The following is a 13,752-nucleotide window of genomic DNA, read 5'->3' as shown; positions in this document are numbered from 1 at the left end:
CCTCTTTTTGCCGAATCACGATTCCCATGACGAATTCAATATTCATCCGGACGGCGCGCCTGCTGTGCGCAATGGCTGCCTTCGGCGCCTGCGCGGCTACGCACGCTGCGCCAGTCGATTGGGTGCTGGAGAAGAATTATGCGACGCTCGGCCCGGGCAACCGGTATTTCGATTCGGTGGGCGTCACCAACCGCGGCACGGAGCCGGTCTTTCTGGCGGTCACGATTTACAGCCTGGATCTCGAAGGAAATATCCGGAAAACCCGCCCCGAAAATGGCGAGGCAGTGCTGGCGTCGCCGGATGAATTCACATTGGGGGCCGGGAAGTCCTTTCCTCTGCGGATCATCGCCGATCCGCGGCGCCAGCAGGACGACTCGCACGCATATTACGTCCGGGTAGCCGACGTTTCCAGAATGAAGTCTCAGGGAGCCGCCAGCGGTTCGGTCTTCGGTTATGCCATGGCGTATGAAATCATGGTGGTCGTGAAAAAGACGGAATATCGCGCGATCGATGCCGAAAGTTTCCATCTGATGCCCGATGCGGCGGCGCCGGTTTGGCGCCTGGAAAACAGGTCGGGCCAGCATATATTCCTCGCCGGCGGTTATGAATGCGCCTCCGATCGGCAGAAGCTGACGGATTGCGAGCAAATTCTCGATTTTCCCAAGCAGTCCCTGATGCCGGGCGAGTGGGTCGGCCTGCGGCGGCGGCGTGGCAGTCCGTTCGTGGGCCTGCTGGTGTATGGCGACCTCGGCTTCAGCGCTCCACTCAAGGCGATCTATCTTCCCGTGGCCGCTTCCGGCGCCGAGCGGCGTTGACAGATGGCCGCCCGGTCCATGCCTGCATGGCTGCTGCTGGGTGCGGCATGGCTGTGCCTGGCCGCCCAGGCGGCGCCCCTGCAGATGCTGCGCGAGATGCCCGCAGGCTTTCGCGGCGGGACGGGCGAGGAGGAATACCACCTGCACTGGCAGGCCAGGAGCCTGCCGGACGTGGTGCTCGTGCAGCGGCCGGGGCCGGGGCCGGGACCGGCGCAGGATCGTGGAGATGCGCCCGCGCTGCTGCTGCTGCCGGCCTCGCTCGGGCCGCTGGTCGAGCATCTGGGCGCCTGGGGGTTCGAGCCCGCCGCGGCCCGGGCCTGGGCGGAGCAGCCGGAATTCCAGGTCGGTGCGCGGCGCTGCATCGCGGTCGTGGACTCGTCGCGCGCCTGCGTCGATGTCTGGCTCGAATTCACGCCGCAAGCCGGTGGCCGCCGGCTGGATCTGGTCGCGGCCGACCGGCGCTCGGCGTTCGTGGAGGCGGCGAATCCGGCCTATGCGCTGATCGGCTCCTCCTCTCTTTGGCTGGGCAGGACAGGCGGGGGAGGCAGTCTGGTTTCGTCGCAGTATCTCGGCCTGGCGTCGCGTGGCATTGCCTCCCGGGGCGATACCACCTTCGAGTACGACCTGAGCGCGCAGGCCCAGCAGATGGCCAACCCGGTGCCGCCGCCGACGGCATCGTCGGCCACCCTGCTGTCCTCGGTCCCCGGGGGATTGGCTTCCTACAGCGACGAGAACGGCCGCAGCACTGCGCTGAATTACCGGCTGCTCGCCGTGGGACGCCGGCTCGGCGACACGGCCCGTGGCTACGCGGGTGTCTTCACGGCGACGGCCAGCGGTGCGCTCTGGCAGGATGCCGGTTCCTTTTTTGCCCGGCCGTCCATCCTGGGCCTGGCCTACCGCAGCAACGGCGGACAGCTCACCGCCTATGGCGGGCGCAGCAAGGTGCGGCTGCTGCTGAGGTCGGACAGCTATGTACGCATCGTGTCGAACGGCACCGAACTCTTCGCCGGACCGGTTCCGGCCGGCGAGCAATGGGTCGAGTTCGAGGGCTATGCCGATGCCTTTGTGGAAGCCTCGGTGCGCGATGCCGGGGGGCGCGTGGAACAGCGCACGGTCGAGGTGGTTTCCACCGCGCAGGAGCGGCAGACGCAGCCCGTGGCGCTGGCGCAGGACCGCTCGATGTTCTATGTGGACGCGGGACAGGTCATGTCCCAGCTGGACCAGGACAACCGGCACCTGGATCGCTCGGATGTCTACCAGGCCAGTGCGTTCTACACCTATGCCTCGGACGCGCGCCGCTACCAGGCGAGCGCACAGTGGATCGCCGCGCGCCAGCGCCTGGCGTTCTCGATGGGGGATCGTGCCTCGCTCTGGAGCCTGAGCTCGATGGCGGGTAGCCGCAGCGAGTACGGCCTGCGGGCGGATGCGACCGTGCCGCTGGTCCATGACCTGAGGCTGAGTGCCAGCACCACACAGTACGGCGCGCCCCGGGACCTGACCCAGGTGGCCGCGGCGGATGCGGCCGCCTGGTACGGCACCCCGGGCAGGACGGCCTGCGCGGCCTGGGGCAGGTGCTGTGCTTCAACTCCTCCGACTACCGGTCCTGGCGTTTGGGCCTGTCGAAGAAGGACTTTCCGGTCCGGTTGGCCCTGCAGGAGATCCGCACGCCTTTTTTCGCCAGCCGCCAGCTGACCTTGACGGCATCGACCCGACTGCGCCTGGGCTCCGTCGTGACCACCTTGCAGGGCTTTGCCGTGCACGACTTCGGGCTGGGCAGCAATTCCTTGTTCGTCTCCCTGATGTTTCCGCTGGAAAACCAGCTCGTGGTGACCGGCGGCCTCTCCACCGACGACGCCGGCCACCAGAGCGCCAGCCTGAGCGCCGCCCGTACGTTCGACGCCGAGTCGCAGGGCTACCTGCGTTCGGTGGCGGTCGGGGTGTCCAGGAGCGTGGATTCGGGTGAAGGCGGCGCTTCGGCATCGGGCGGCTACGGCTCCGCAACCGCGTCGGTCCAGGGGCAGTGGGGGCCGCTGGCCCAGTCCAGCAACCTGAGCTGGTCCGGACACGGCGGCGGCACGGCGGCGAGCACGAGCCTCTCCACCGCCTATGCCCTGACCCGCGAAGGCATCTCCTTCACCCGGGACGGCAGCAGCCCGGTCGGCCTGCAGCTCTTCAACGACAACGGCGGCACCGCTGGCGTCTCGGTACTCAACCGCTCGGAAGAGGTGCAGAAGGTCAAGGTAGACGGACGGAATTTCGAGGTGCCGGCCCGCAGCACGCGCCTGCTGCCGCGTTCGCCGGGGCGCGTCGGCGAGCTGCTGGCCAGCCCCGGGCCGGTGGCCGAGGACGGCGCGGCGCCGCCATCGGCTTATCTCGACCGCGGCAACGTGAGGGTGCTGACCATCGTGGAAGGCTTCTGGGCCATCGAATCCTTCTTTCTGCAGGATGCATCCGGCGCCTCGGTCGCCCTGTCGCCGGAGCGCAGCTACAAGGCCGAGGGCCGGGAAATCGTGCGTATGTACCCCGACCGGCAACTGCGCAGCCTGGTGTACGAAAGCCGCGACGACAGCCCCGAACTGACCCGCTTCATCACCGTCAAGGGCTTCGATGCACCCCTTCGCTGCAGCGCGGGCGCTGCGGCCCTGGCCGACGGCGACCAGGCTTCGAGCTACCGGCCCATCCGCATGAACTGCCAGCCGGCGCCCGCCGCCGGCCGGTGAGGGAGCGCCGCGCAGACGGTCGTGCACGCCGGCCGGGACCCGACGGCCGGCCATCCCGGATACGTAGGCTTTCGACCCTATTCACAAAGGGAGATGGGATGTTTCACGAATGGAAATCGAGTGGGTCGGCGTCATCGCTGGTCGGCGCCGCTGCCGTGCTGTGGGTCTGTGCCGCCGCGGCGCAGCCGGCCGGGCCCGCCACACAACAGCTGCTGCGCCAACAGGAGCGCGAGCGGCAGCTGCGCGGCGTTCAGGAGAGCAGCCGCGAGGTGCCCGGCGCAAGGCCGCAGGCGCCCCCCGTGCAGACCCTGCCGGCGAGCGAGACACCTTGCCAGCCGGTGCATGACATCCGGCTGGATGGCCCGATGGCCGGTCGTTTCGCCTGGTTGCCCGCGACCGCTGCCGGCGCCGGGCAGGACGACTCGCCCCTCGGCCGCTGCCTGGGCGACACCGGCCTGCAGATCGTGCTGTCGCGGATGCAGCAGGCGCTGCTGGCCCGCGGCTTTGTCACCACGCGGGTGCTTGCCGGTGCGCAGAGCCTGGTCGATGGCCGGCTCCATGTCACCCTGGTGCCGGGCGTCGTCCATGCGGTCCGGCCCACGCCCGACAGCAGCCCGCGGCTGCAGACCTGGAACGCGCTGCCGCTGCGGCCGGGCGATCTGCTGCAGCTGCGCGATATCGAACAAGGCCTGGAGAACCTCCAGCGCATCCCCACGGTGGAGGCCGACATCCAGGTCGAGCCCTACGAAGGTGCCGACACCCGGCCCGGCCAGAGCGATCTGCTGGTCTCCTACCGCCAGGCCCTGCCGCTGCGGCTGAACCTGGCGCTGGACGACGGCGGCACCCGCGCCACCGGCCGCCAGCAGGCCGGCGCCACCCTGTCCTACGACAACGCGCTGACACTCAACGACCTGTTCTACCTGAGCCTGGGCCACAACCTCGGCAAACGCAGTGAAAGCGACGAGCGCGGCACCCGCTCGGCCATCGTGCATTACTCGCTGCCCTGGGGCTATTGGCTCTTCGGCGGCACGGCCAGCCACAACCACTACTTCCAGTCGGTCGCCGGCGCCAGCCAGACCTATCGCTACAGCGGCAGCAGCGACAACCTGGAGATGCGCGCCAGCCGCCTGCTGTGGCGCGACGCGGCGCGGCGCACCACCGCCTCGCTGCGCGGCTTTCGCCGCAGCGCCAACAATTTCATCGACGACACCGAGATCGATGTGCAGCACCGCGTCACCGCCGGCTGGGAGGCCAGCCTGGCGCATCGCGAATACATCGGCGATGCGGTGCTCGACGCCAGCCTGGGCTGGCGGCGCGGCACCGGCGCCTTCGGAGCGCAGGCCGCACCCGAGGAGGCCTTCGGCGAGGGCAGCTCGCGTTTGAAGCTGCTGATCGGCGACCTGGCCTATACCCAGCCCTTCGCCCTGGCCGGCCAGTCGCTGCGCTACGGCGGCAGCTGGCATGGGCAGTGGAACCGCACGCCGCTCACCCCTCAGGATCGGCTGGCGCTGGGCGGGCGCTACAGCGTGCGCGGCTTCGACGGGGAAAGCGCCCTGGTCGCGGAACGCGGCTGGTTCTGGCGCAACGACATCGCCCTGAAATACGCCGAAGCCCAGGAGGCCTACCTGGGCCTGGACACCGGCCGGGTGGGCGGCCCCTCCGCCGAACTGCTGCTGGGCCGTTCGCTCACCGGCGGCGTGCTGGGCTTGCGCGGGGCCCGGGGAGCCTGGTCCTACGACCTCTTCCTGGGCCGGCCGCTGCACAAGCCCGAGGGCTTTCGCACCGCGCGGGTGGCGGCCGGCTTCAACCTGTCGCTGGCTTTCTGAAGGCGCTCAGCCGATATCGAAATGGTGCAGGCCGAAGCTGCCCGCGCGCCGGTCTTCGAAGAAATGCCGCAGCGTGTCGCGCACCGTGTGGAAGGCGATCTCGTCCCAGGGAATCTCGTCCTCGGTGAAGAGGCGGGCTTCCATGGTCTCGTGGCCCGGATCGAAGCGGTCCGACAGCAGGCGCGCGCGGTAGAAGAAATGCACCTGGCCCACCCGCACCACATTGATGACGGTGAAGAGCGGCTGCATCTCGATCTGCGCGCCGGCTTCCTCGTCGGTCTCGCGCTCGGCGCCGGCCGCGGTCGTCTCGCCCAGCTCCATGAAGCCGGCCGGCAGCGTCCAGAAACCGCGGCGCGGCTCGATGTTGCGCTTGCACAGCAGCACCCGGTCGTCCAGCCAGGGCACCGTGCCGACCACGTTGAGCGGGTTCTCGTAGTGCACCGTGCCGCAGGCGGGGCAGACGGCGCGCTGGCGCGTGTCGCCGTCGTCCGGCAGCCGGTAGACCACGGCGCTGCCGCATTCGCGGCAATGGCGGATGGGGGTGCGTTGGGTCACGAGGACAGCGCCGCTGCCGCTCAGACGACCTGCAGCTTCAGCGTGCCGATGCTCGCCACGCCGCCTTCGAGCACATCGCCCGCCACCACCGCGCCCACGCCTTCGGGCGTGCCCGAATAGATCAGGTCGCCGGGCTGCAGCTCCCAGGCGGCCGAGAGGATCTCGATCGTCTCGGCGATGTTCCAGATCAGCTTGGTGACATGGCTGCGCTGGCGGTCGGCGCCATTGACCTTCAGCCAGATCTCGGCGTTCTCCACATCGCCCGCCTGCGCGGCCGGCACGATGGGGCCGATGGGCGCGCTGTGGTCGAAGCCCTTGCCGATGCTCCAGGCGCGGCCCTGCTTCTTCATTTCGTTCTGCAGGTCGCGGCGGGTCATGTCCAGGCCCACGGCGTAGCCGAAGACATGCTGCATGGCGTCGGCCTTGGCGATGTTCTTGCCGCCCTTGCCGATGGCCACCACCAGTTCGATCTCGTGGTGGAAGTTCTTGGTGAGGCTGGGGTAGGGCAGGGAGCCGGTCTGGCCCTCGGCCACCACCACCACCGCATCGGCCGGCTTCATGAAGAAGAAGGGCGGCTCGCGGCCGGTGAAACCCATCTCCTTGGCGTGATCTTCGTAGTTGCGGCCCACGCAGTAGATGCGGTGCACGGGGAACAGTTCGCTGCGGCCGGCCACCGGCACGGCCGGCTGCGGAATCGGCGGGAAAACAAAGGACATGAAGGTCTCCGACGGAAGGCGTTCGATGGGGATGGAAAAACGCGCCGCGCAGTGTGCCACGCGGCTCTGGGGGCGATCAGGCCTTGGCGGCGGTGGCTTCGAAATGCTCGACCACGGTGGGCGCAGCAAAGAACGGGCCGATGATGGCGCGCCATTCGGCGAAGGCCGGCGATTCCCGGAAGCCCACGTTGTGGTCCGCCACGCTTTCCCATTCGATCAGCAGCAGGTAGCGCTCGGTCGATTCGATGCCGCGCATCACCTTGGCGTTGATGAAGCCCTTGGCCTTGCACAGCACGGTGTTGAGGCCGCGGTTGATGGCCTCTTCGAATTCCGCGTTGCGGCCGGGTGCGATACGGATGTCGGCGTGTTCCAGGATCATGGCGATGCTGCTTGTCTTTGTTGGGAGGGATGAGGCGCGGGCCGGCGCTATGCTCGACCGCCCGCCACTCTACCGCCACTTGCGCGAACCCGTCTTGGCCCTGCCCATCGATTCCGACCGAAGCCCCGCCCCGGACTGGCTGATTCCCGACTGGCCCGCGCCGGCTGGCGTACGGGCGGTCTGCAGCGGCCGCAACGGCGGCGTTTCTTCAGCGCCCTGGGACAGCCTCAACCTGGGCGACCATGTGGGCGATGACGCGGAGGCCGTCGCGGCCAACCGCGCGATCTTTTGCGCGGCCACGGGCGCCGCGCCGGTCTTCATGCGCCAGCCGCACGGCAGCGATTGCGTGGACCTCGACCTGCTGCAGCCAGGCGCCGAGATGCCCCAGGCCGATGCCTGCACCGCCACCGTGCCCGGCCGCGCCTGCACCGTCATGGTGGCCGACTGCCTGCCGGTGCTGCTGTGCGATGCCGGTGGCCGCATCGTCGGCGCGGCCCATGCCGGCTGGCGCGGGCTGGCCGGCGGCGTGCTGGAAGCCTGTGTGGCGGCGCTGCGCCAGCGCCTGGGCGAGCCGCAGGCGCCGCTGCTGGCCTGGCTCGGGCCCTGCATCGGGCCGCAGGCCTTCGAGGTGGGCGATGAGGTGCGGCTGGCCTTTGTCGCGAGCGATCCGCTGGCCTCGGGCTGCTTTCGTGCCGGCGCCGCCCCGGGCAAATGGTGGGCCGACCTGGCCGCGCTGGCGCGGCGCCGGCTCATGGCCGCGGGTGTGGCGCAGGCCTACGGCAACGACGGCGGCCAGGGCTGGTGCACCGTCAGCGATGCATCAAGGTTCTTCTCGCACCGGCGCGATGCCGCCCGGCTCGGCAGCACCGGCCGCATGGCGGCCAGCATCTGGCAGCTGGGCTGAGGCCGCCCGGCGTTCGGCCAGGGCTTGCCGCCGCAAGGCCCGGCGCCTGCGCGGCGTGCCCAGCAGGTAGACCACCAGCGCCACCGGCAGCAAGCCGTAAAGAACAAAGGTCATGATGGCGCCGAGCAGCGTGCCGGTGCTGGCCGTGGCCTCGGCCACCGCCATCATCAAAGCCACATAGACCCAGGCGATTACCACGAGGTACATACAATGAATTCGCGTGCATCATGATCCTGGCTGACTGCCCTTGGCCGATGCCGGACCCGATGTTTGGCAGCAAGCGCCGTTGAAGAGACATATGGATTCTGAACCTACTGGCTTTCTGCCCCGGCTGGATCCGACCCGGCTCCTGGCCCTGCAGGCCGACTACCTCCGCGGCCTGGCCGAACTGGGCGCGCCGCCGCAGGATGCGCCGCCCATCGCCGACCGCCGTTATGCCGGCGAGGCCTGGCAGCACAACCCGCTGGCGACCTTCGCCGCAAGAGCGCACCTGCTGGGCAGCCGCACCATGGCCGCCATGGCCGATGCGGTGGAGGCCGACGACAAGACCCGCCAGCGCATCCGCTTCGCCGTCGACCAGTGGGCCGCCGCCACCGCGCCCAGCAACCTGCTGGCGCTGAACGCCGATGCGCTGCAGAAGGCGGTCGACAGCCAGGGCCAGAGCATCGCCCAGGGCATGCAGAACCTGGCCGCCGACCTGCGGCGCGGCCATGTCAGCCAGACCGACGAAGGCCAGTTTGAGGTGGGCCGCAACGTGGCCACCACCGAGGGTGCGGTCGTCTTCGAGAACGCGCTGTTCCAGCTGCTCGAATACAAGCCGCTGACCGACAAGGTCTTCGCCCGCCCGCTGCTGTTGGTGCCGCCCTGCATCAACAAGTACTACATCCTCGACCTGCAGCCGGCCAACTCGCTGATCCGCCATGCGGTCGCCGAGGGCCACCGCACCTTCGTCATCAGCTGGCGCAATCCGGACGAATCGCTGGCCCGGGCCGGCTGGGACGACTACATCCAGGACGCGGTCATCCGCGCCATCCACACGGTGCAGGAGATCACCGGCAGCAAGACGATCAACACCCTGGGATTCTGCGTCGGCGGCACCATGCTGGCCACCGCGCTGGCGGTGCTGGCCGCGCAGGGCGAGAAGCCGGCGCAGTCGATGACGCTGCTGACCACCTTCCTCGATTTCTCCGACACCGGCGTGCTCGATATCTTCATCGACGAGCAGGCGGTGCGCGCCCGTGAAGCAAGCCTCGGCCAGGGCGGGCTGCTGCGCGGGCAGGAGCTGGCATCGACCTTCAGCTTCCTGCGGCCCAACGAGCTGGTCTGGAACTACGTGGTGGGCAACTACCTCAAGGGCGAGACGCCTGCGCCCTTCGACCTGCTCTACTGGAACAGCGACGCCACCAACCTGCCCGGCCCCTTCTACGCCTGGTACCTGCGCAACACCTACCTGGAAAACCGCCTGTGCCGGCCGGGCGCGGCCACCGTCTGCGGCCAGCCGGTGGACCTGCGCCTGCTCGACCTGCCGAGTTATGTCTACGGCTCGCGCGAGGACCACATCGTGCCGGTGGGCGCGCAGGGCGGCGGCGCCTATGCCTCGACCCAGCTGCTGACCGGGCCCTGCCGTTTCGTCATGGGCGCCTCCGGCCATATCGCGGGCGTCATCAACCCGCCGGCCAAACACAAGCGCAGCTACTGGGTGCGCGAGGACGGCGTGCTGCCGCTCACCCAGCCGGCCTGGCTCGCGGGCGCCGAGGAACGTCCGGGCAGCTGGTGGACCGACTGGAGCCAATGGCTCGCCGGCCACGCCGGCCGCCGCCATGCCGCGCCGCGCACCTACGGCGGCCATGGCCACACCGCCATCGAGGCGGCGCCCGGCCGCTACGTGCGGCAGAAGGCCTGAGCCTCCTTCCCATCTTCTTCATCCATATCTTCGCCAGGAGCAGACCACCATGGAAGACATCGTCATCGTCGCCGCCACCCGCACACCGGTGGGCAAGTTCGGCGGCTCGCTTTCCAAGATTCCCGCCACCGAGCTGGGCAGCATCGTGATCCGCGAGCTGCTCTCGCGTTCCGGCCTGGAGGCCGCGCAGGTCGGTGAGGTCATCATGGGCCAGGTGCTGGCCGCCGGCGCCGGCCAGAACCCGGCACGCCAGGCCCTGCTCAAGGGCGGCCTGCCGCGCGAGGTGCCGGGCCTGACCATCAACGCCGTCTGCGGCTCCGGCCTCAAGTCGGTGATGCTGGCGGCCCAGGCGATTGCCACCGGCGACAGCGAGATCGTCATCGCCGGCGGCCAGGAGAACATGAGCGCCTCGCCGCACATCCTGCCCAACTCGCGCGACGGCCAGCGCATGGGCGACTGGAAGATGGTCGACACCATGATCGTGGACGGTCTCTGGGACGTCTACAACCAGTACCACATGGGCATCACCGCCGAGAACGTGGCCAAGCAGTACGGCATCACCCGCGAACAGCAGGACGCGCTGGCCCTGGCCAGCCAGCAGAAGGCCGCGGCCGCGCAGGACGCCGGCCGCTTCACCGACGAGATCGTGCCGGTCTCCATCCCCCAGCGAAAGGGCGACCCGGTGGTGTTCTCGGCCGACGAGTTCATCAACCGCAAGACCAATGCCGAGGCCCTGTCGGGCCTGCGCCCCGCCTTCGACAAGGCCGGCGGCGTGACCGCGGGCAATGCCTCGGGCATCAACGACGGCGCCGCGGCGGTGATGGTGATGACCGCGAAGAAGGCGGCGGCCCTGGGCCTGAAGCCGCTGGGCCGCATCGCCAGCTACGCCACGGCCGGCCTGGACCCGGCCATCATGGGCATGGGCCCGGTTCCTGCTTCCACCAAGGCGCTGGCCCGGGCCGGCTGGAAGGCAGCCGATCTGGATCTGCTGGAAATCAACGAAGCTTTCGCGGCCCAGGCCTGCGCGGTCAACAACGAGATGGGCTGGGATACTTCCAAGGTCAACGTCAACGGCGGTGCGATCGCCATCGGTCACCCGATCGGTGCATCGGGCTGCCGCATCCTGGTCACCCTGCTGCACGAAATGCAGCGCCGCGATGCCAAGAAAGGCATCGCATCGCTGTGTATCGGCGGCGGCATGGGGGTTGCCCTGACCATCGAGCGCTGAACTTGCGCCAAACTAGTCCTCAGGCCGCATGCACCGATCCAGGCGCAGGCGGCATCCACAACACACAAGATTCAGGAGAGTGATCCATGAGCCAGAAAGTGGCTTACGTAACCGGCGGCATGGGCGGCATCGGTACCGCCATCTGCCAGCGCCTGCACAAGGACGGCTTCAAGGTCATCGCGGGCTGCGGCCCGACGCGTGACTACGAGAAGTGGCTGGCCTCGCAGAAGGCGCTGGGCTTCACCTTCCACGCATCGGTCGGCAATGTCGGCGACTGGGAATCCACCGTCGAGGCCTTCTCCAAGGCCAAGGCCGAACATGGCGCCATCGACGTGCTGGTGAACAACGCCGGCATCACCCGCGACCGCATGTTCCTCAAGATGACCCGCGAGGACTGGGACGCGGTGATCGAGACCAACCTCAACAGCATGTTCAACGTCACCAAGCAGGTGGTGGGCGACATGGTGGAAAAGGGCTGGGGCCGCATCATCAACATCAGCTCGGTCAACGGCGTGAAGGGCCAGGCCGGGCAGACCAACTACTCGGCCGCCAAGGCCGGCATGCACGGCTTCTCGATGGCGCTGGCGCAGGAGATGGCCACCAAGGGCGTGACGGTGAACACCGTGAGCCCTGGCTATATCGGCACCGACATGGTCAAGGCGATCCGCCAGGACGTGCTCGACAAGATCGTCGCCACCATCCCGGTCAAGCGCCTGGGCGAGCCGACGGAGATCGCCTCCATCATCGCCTGGCTGGCCTCGGACGAAGGCGGCTACACGACCGGCGCCGAGTTCGCGGTCAACGGCGGCTTGCACATGCATTGAGCCGCACGGCACCGCGACGACGAAGCCCGCCACCCGGCGGGCTTTTTTCATGGCGGCAAAGCCCGTGATGAAGGCCGGAATTGGGCGGTTCGCAAGGCATCAGCGGTTATAAGTGGGCGATCCAATCGATACCCATTCACTCCCCGGAAGAGGACTCCACGACCGATGCCCCATAACGTCTCCCTCATCAACACCATCGCAGCGGGGCTGGGCCTGGCGCTCATCCTGGGCTTCCTGGCGATCAAGATCCGGCTGCCGGCGCTGGTCGGCTATCTGCTGGCGGGGGTCATCATCGGACCGTTCACGCCGGGCTTCGTGGCCGATGCCGAGATCGCCGCGCAGCTGTCCGAGATCGGCGTGATGCTGTTGATGTTCGGGGTGGGGCTGCATTTCTCGCTCGACGACCTGCTGGCGGTGCGGCGCATCGCCTTGCCGGGGGCGCTGGTGCAGATCGCCGCGGCCACGCTGATGGGCATGGGCCTGGCCTGGTGGTGGGATTGGCCGGTCGGCGCCGCCCTGGTCTTCGGCCTGGCCTTGTCGGTGGCCAGCACGGTGGTGCTGCTGCGGGCGCTGGAGACGCTGAACCTGCTCGACAGCTTCACCGGCCGCGTGGCCGTGGGCTGGCTGGTGGTGGAAGACCTGGCGATGGTGCTGGTGCTGGTGCTGCTGCCGCCGCTGGCCGGCGTGTTGGGCGGCAACGGTGGCGGCTCGGCCGATGTCATGACCCTGCTCAAGACGGTGGGCTTCACGCTGCTGCAGGTCGGCATCTTCGTGGCGCTGATGCTGGTGGTGGGGCGGCGGGTGTTCCCCTGGATCCTGTGGCAGGTCACCCGCACCGCCTCGCGCGAGCTGTTCACGCTGTGTGTGGTGGCGGCGGCGGTGAGCATCGCCTTCGGCGCGGCGGCGCTGTTCGGCGTGTCCTTCGCGCTGGGCGCCTTCTTCGCCGGCATGGTGATGCGCGAGTCCGAGTTCAGCCACCGCGCGGCCGAGGAATCCCTGCCGCTGCGCGATGCGTTCGCGGTGCTCTTCTTCGTGTCGGTCGGCATGCTGTTCGACCCGCATGTGCTGGTGGAGCGGCCCTTCCAGGTGCTGGCGGTGGTGGCGGTGATCGTGGTGGGCAAGTCGCTGGCGGCGGCGGCGCTGGTGATGCTGTTCCGCTATCCGCTGCAGATGGCGCTCACCATCTCGGCGAGCCTGGCGCAGATCGGCGAGTTCTCCTTCATCCTGGTGGCGCTGGGCCGCTCGCTCGGCCTGCTGCCGGCCGAGGGCCAGAGCCTGGTGCTGGCCGGCGCGCTGATCTCGATCTCGATCAATCCGCTGATCTTCGGCGCCAGCGCGCCGCTGAGCAACTGGCTGCTCAAGCGCTCGGCCTTCGCCCGCAAGCTGGAGCAGCGCGACGATCCGCTGGCCGAGTTGCCCATGGGCACGCACGAGCGTTATCTCTCCAGCCAGGTGGTGCTGGTGGGTTATGGGCGTGTGGGCCGGCGCATCGCCGCCGCGTTGGCCGAACAGGGCCTGCCCTATGTGATCGCCGAGGAGAACCGCGAGATCGTCGAGCGCCTGCGCGAGCAGGGCACGGTGGCGGTGTTCGGCAATGCCGCCGAGCCCTCGGTGCTGATCCAGGCGCATATCGCCCGCGCCCGCATGCTGGTGGTGGCGGTGCCGGAGTCGATGGACATCCGCCGCATGATCGAGACGGCCCGTACGCTCAATCCGGAGATCGAGGTCGTGGTGCGCAGCCACAACGAGGAGGAAGCCCGCCTGCTGGAACAGGAGCATGCCGGCACCGTGTTCCTGGGCGAGCAGGAGCTGGCCCAGGCCATGGTGCGCCATGTGCTGGCGCGGGCCGCGCGGCCGGGCAGCGCCGGCGCGCACGGCTGAG

General features: G+C 68.8%; 13 protein-coding genes. 9 read left to right on the top strand and 4 right to left on the bottom strand.

Going from position 1 to position 13,752, the window contains the following annotated elements:
• Positions 1 to 26 precede the first annotated feature (26 nt).
• The 4 genes from GT347_RS04165 (at position 27) to GT347_RS04150 (ending at position 5,361) form a co-directional block, all read left to right on the top strand.
• Positions 27 to 815 carry a fimbrial biogenesis chaperone gene (locus tag GT347_RS04165; RefSeq protein WP_160550761.1) on the top strand — a complete coding sequence of 263 codons (789 nt, stop codon included), beginning with the start codon at positions 27 to 29 and terminating at the stop codon, positions 813 to 815.
• 18 nt (positions 816 to 833) lie between these two features.
• Positions 834 to 2,507 (top strand): hypothetical protein, encoded by a 1,674-nt coding sequence (locus tag GT347_RS04160; RefSeq protein WP_160550760.1) that lies wholly within the window; start codon positions 834 to 836, stop codon positions 2,505 to 2,507.
• A 2-nt stretch (positions 2,508 to 2,509) separates the two neighbouring features.
• Positions 2,510 to 3,535 carry a hypothetical protein gene (locus GT347_RS04155; protein ID WP_160550759.1) on the top strand — a complete coding sequence of 342 codons (1,026 nt, stop codon included), beginning with the start codon at positions 2,510 to 2,512 and terminating at the stop codon, positions 3,533 to 3,535.
• Positions 3,536 to 3,633: 98 nt separating this feature from the next.
• Complete coding sequence (locus GT347_RS04150) at positions 3,634 to 5,361, top strand: ShlB/FhaC/HecB family hemolysin secretion/activation protein (RefSeq protein WP_160550758.1); 1,728 nt, start codon at positions 3,634 to 3,636, stop codon at positions 5,359 to 5,361.
• Positions 5,362 to 5,367: 6 nt separating this feature from the next.
• Here GT347_RS04150 and GT347_RS04145 read toward each other — a convergent pair whose 3' ends face one another.
• The 3 genes from GT347_RS04145 to GT347_RS04135 form a co-directional block, all read right to left on the bottom strand.
• A complete protein-coding gene (locus GT347_RS04145) occupies positions 5,368 to 5,916 on the bottom strand; it encodes an NUDIX hydrolase (RefSeq protein ID WP_160550757.1) in 549 nt (182 codons plus the stop codon).
• Positions 5,917 to 5,936: 20 nt separating this feature from the next.
• Positions 5,937 to 6,632: a fumarylacetoacetate hydrolase family protein gene (locus tag GT347_RS04140; protein ID WP_160550756.1), complete on the bottom strand. Its 696-nt coding sequence runs from the start codon at positions 6,630 to 6,632 to the stop codon at positions 5,937 to 5,939.
• Positions 6,633 to 6,708: 76 nt separating this feature from the next.
• Positions 6,709 to 7,011 carry an antibiotic biosynthesis monooxygenase family protein gene (locus GT347_RS04135; RefSeq protein ID WP_160550755.1) on the bottom strand — a complete coding sequence of 101 codons (303 nt, stop codon included), beginning with the start codon at positions 7,009 to 7,011 and terminating at the stop codon, positions 6,709 to 6,711.
• A 79-nt stretch (positions 7,012 to 7,090) separates the two neighbouring features.
• Here GT347_RS04135 and pgeF point away from each other — a divergent pair, with 79 nt between their 5' ends.
• On the top strand, positions 7,091 to 7,915 hold the full coding sequence (gene pgeF / locus GT347_RS04130; RefSeq protein ID WP_229722674.1) for a peptidoglycan editing factor PgeF: 825 nt from the start codon (positions 7,091 to 7,093) through the stop codon (positions 7,913 to 7,915).
• Here pgeF and GT347_RS04125 read toward each other — a convergent pair.
• A complete protein-coding gene (locus GT347_RS04125; RefSeq protein ID WP_160550753.1) occupies positions 7,832 to 8,122 on the bottom strand; it encodes a hypothetical protein in 291 nt (96 codons plus the stop codon). The genes pgeF and GT347_RS04125 overlap by 84 nt on opposite strands.
• 91 nt (positions 8,123 to 8,213) lie before the next feature.
• Here GT347_RS04125 and phaC point away from each other — a divergent pair, with 91 nt between their 5' ends.
• From phaC to ybaL, 4 genes are all read left to right on the top strand, one after another.
• A complete protein-coding gene (gene phaC / locus GT347_RS04120) occupies positions 8,214 to 9,818 on the top strand; it encodes a class I poly(R)-hydroxyalkanoic acid synthase (protein WP_160550752.1) in 1,605 nt (534 codons plus the stop codon).
• Between the two features lie 49 nt (positions 9,819 to 9,867).
• Positions 9,868 to 11,046 carry an acetyl-CoA C-acetyltransferase gene (locus tag GT347_RS04115; protein ID WP_160550751.1) on the top strand — a complete coding sequence of 393 codons (1,179 nt, stop codon included), beginning with the start codon at positions 9,868 to 9,870 and terminating at the stop codon, positions 11,044 to 11,046.
• Between the two features lie 86 nt (positions 11,047 to 11,132).
• Complete coding sequence (phbB, locus tag GT347_RS04110; protein ID WP_160550750.1) at positions 11,133 to 11,870, top strand: acetoacetyl-CoA reductase; 738 nt, start codon at positions 11,133 to 11,135, stop codon at positions 11,868 to 11,870.
• 165 nt (positions 11,871 to 12,035) lie between these two features.
• Entirely contained in the window at positions 12,036 to 13,751 is a 1,716-nt protein-coding gene (gene ybaL / locus GT347_RS04105) for a YbaL family putative K(+) efflux transporter (RefSeq protein WP_160550749.1), read from the top strand.
• Position 13,752: the final 1 nt, after the last annotated feature.

Origin of the sequence: Xylophilus rhododendri, assembly GCF_009906855.1 — a bacterium.
Classification (GTDB): Bacteria; Pseudomonadota; Gammaproteobacteria; order Burkholderiales; family Burkholderiaceae_C; genus Xylophilus; species Xylophilus rhododendri.
This window is presented reverse-complemented; position numbering and strand designations above follow the sequence as displayed.

What these genes read in the sequence shown, in the direction of transcription:
- GT347_RS04165 (WP_160550761.1), top strand. Translation starts at nt 27, where the DNA reads ATGACGAATTCAATATTCATCCGGACGGCGCGCCTGCTGTGCGCAATG.
- GT347_RS04160 (WP_160550760.1), top strand. Translation starts at nt 834, where the DNA reads ATGCCTGCATGGCTGCTGCTGGGTGCGGCATGGCTGTGCCTGGCCGCC.
- GT347_RS04150 (WP_160550758.1), top strand. Translation starts at nt 3,634, where the DNA reads ATGTTTCACGAATGGAAATCGAGTGGGTCGGCGTCATCGCTGGTCGGC.
- GT347_RS04140 (WP_160550756.1), bottom strand. Translation starts at nt 6,632, where the DNA reads ATGTCCTTTGTTTTCCCGCCGATTCCGCAGCCGGCCGTGCCGGTGGCC.
- GT347_RS04135 (WP_160550755.1), bottom strand. Translation starts at nt 7,011, where the DNA reads ATGATCCTGGAACACGCCGACATCCGTATCGCACCCGGCCGCAACGCG.
- GT347_RS04125 (WP_160550753.1), bottom strand. Translation starts at nt 8,122, where the DNA reads ATGTACCTCGTGGTAATCGCCTGGGTCTATGTGGCTTTGATGATGGCG.
- phaC (WP_160550752.1), top strand. Translation starts at nt 8,214, where the DNA reads ATGGATTCTGAACCTACTGGCTTTCTGCCCCGGCTGGATCCGACCCGG.
- GT347_RS04115 (WP_160550751.1), top strand. Translation starts at nt 9,868, where the DNA reads ATGGAAGACATCGTCATCGTCGCCGCCACCCGCACACCGGTGGGCAAG.
- phbB (WP_160550750.1), top strand. Translation starts at nt 11,133, where the DNA reads ATGAGCCAGAAAGTGGCTTACGTAACCGGCGGCATGGGCGGCATCGGT.
- ybaL (WP_160550749.1), top strand. Translation starts at nt 12,036, where the DNA reads ATGCCCCATAACGTCTCCCTCATCAACACCATCGCAGCGGGGCTGGGC.